Source organism: Methylophaga sp. UBA1464 (genome assembly GCF_002325665.1).
Classification (GTDB): domain Bacteria; phylum Pseudomonadota; class Gammaproteobacteria; order Nitrosococcales; family Methylophagaceae; genus Methylophaga.
Genome location: NZ_DCSO01000106.1, coordinates 16,011 through 17,824, shown reverse-complemented (window position 1 = coordinate 17,824; position 1,814 = coordinate 16,011). Strand labels below are relative to the sequence as shown.

The window sequence follows — 1,814 nt, the reverse complement described above, 5'->3', positions numbered from 1 at the left end:
AGCAGTGGTGGATATGAAAGATAAACAAGCCCTAAAAAAAGCCGCTGCCTTGAGAGACAAGACAGCGGCTTTTTTAAGTTAAGAGTTATTCGTCTAATAATGCGTCACGATTGTCTTCACGGATACGTGGCAGAATCCACATTTCATACATGGATACTACCCACATAAAGGCAAAGGATAGTGCCATTGCACCACCACCAATCATTACAAACCAGGCAAAATTCGGATTCAGTTTGGTCAGCCACCATGCACTGATATCTATCAACAGAAAAATATAGGGCATTGAAATAACGAACACTTTTAACGGTTTTGGTACACCGGCGGCTAAACTGAAAATCAAGCCGACAAACATAAAGATAAATGCGATACCAAATAAGTGAATATGCGAAACGCGGGCAAGAGCCGTAATACTGGCACCAGTGTCCACCACCGCGCGTTCTTTTATTTGTTGGAAGTCAGAGTAATCCGGGACTGCACCACCGGCATCTGCGTTATGACAGATAATACATTTCGTTTCAAAAATCTGTTTAATACCATCATTTTCATACGCGTCTTCGGTGGCACCAGCGTGCACCCAGCTAATGATTTTTTCACGTTCATCATCAGTGGCCATGGATTTCATTGAACCGTGTAATTTATTTTCGAGCAGAGAGTTACTTCTATTACCGTAATAGCTGTAAACGATGTCATCAACGGATAGTCCATATTTTCCATCTGCAAGGCCATGAGTCAGCTGAATCTGTACGATTGCCATCAGATAACCCACAGCGACCACAACCAGATATCCGGTAAATAGTGCTTTTAATGATGTGCCTTGACTGGCGAGATTGAGGTTGTGATTTTTTGCCATGTTGTTTCCCTTATTTTTATTGTGTTTATTCTATTACATCACGCATTTTCTGAGTAGCCGAAAACTTTATTTACTGCCAAAAACCTGCTGCAGCAGTTCCGATGTTCGTGCCGCTGGATTGTTACGGATCTTCTGTTCTTCCTGCGCTATCATCACAAACAAACCATCCAGCGCCTGACCGGTGACATAGTCCGGCAGATCCAGATTCAGATCCTGTCCGACAACGGGGACCGAGCTTAGTTGATCGTCCAGTTGATTGTAATAGCGGGTAGCCCCAACCTCATTGAGCGATGTATCAATGATCGGTTCAAATAAACCGGCCAGCTTGCCACGGGTTTTATCTTCAAAAAAACGCGTAGCCGAGTCAGTCTCGCCATTAAGAATGTTACGGGCATCATCAATGGTCATGCTTTTAATGGCATCAATCATAATTGACGTTGCCTGTGGTGCAGCTTTTTCTGCAGCCCGATTAATACTTTGTTCAAAATCGTCTGCCATTTTATTCAGGCCCAGCTGACGCATTAAGCCAGCGGCTTGTTGTACACGCGGTGGTAAAGGGATACGGATTTGCGGGTTGTTCAGATAACCACCTTCTTTGCTGACATTTTCCACCGCCTTTCTGGTACCGGTTTCCAGTGCCTCTTTCAAGCCGTTCGCAATAGTATCAGCGCTTAAATCCGAACCTTGTGACGATTCAAGTGCTGTACTGCCTGATTTACTGAAGTCTTCCAGGAATTTTTTCCAGTCTGCATGGCTGGGGGAGGTTGCCAGTAACGAGAATAAAAAAACGATGGAGGTAAACGTTGCCGAAAATTTCATAATGTCATTCCTTTCATACCGAAGAGCTGCTGATCTTTCAGAGCCCAGTCCTTAGGAGTGGGATTGAAAAACACACAAACTGTAATTGCCTGTCGCTAATATGGAACTGCTATACGCATTCCTCGCGCATTGCGTGACGTTTTTC

The 1,814-nt window shown here is 44.2% G+C and carries 2 protein-coding genes; both read right to left on the bottom strand.

What is annotated here, in order from left to right:
* Window positions 1–85: 85 nt before the first annotated feature.
* Entirely contained in the window at window positions 86–850 is a 765-nt protein-coding gene (locus B3O33_RS14355) for an elongation factor-1 alpha (RefSeq protein ID WP_292361447.1), read from the bottom strand.
* 66 nt (window positions 851–916) lie between these two features.
* Entirely contained in the window at window positions 917–1,669 is a 753-nt protein-coding gene (locus B3O33_RS14350; protein ID WP_292361448.1) for a DUF4197 domain-containing protein, read from the bottom strand.
* Window positions 1,670–1,814 lie beyond the last annotated feature (145 nt).

Excerpts from the sequence above, each read along its gene's own strand:
- B3O33_RS14355 (WP_292361447.1), bottom strand. The coding sequence starts at position 850 with ATGGCAAAAAATCACAACCTCAATCTCGCCAGTCAAGGCACATCATTA.
- B3O33_RS14350 (WP_292361448.1), bottom strand. The coding sequence starts at position 1,669 with ATGAAATTTTCGGCAACGTTTACCTCCATCGTTTTTTTATTCTCGTTA.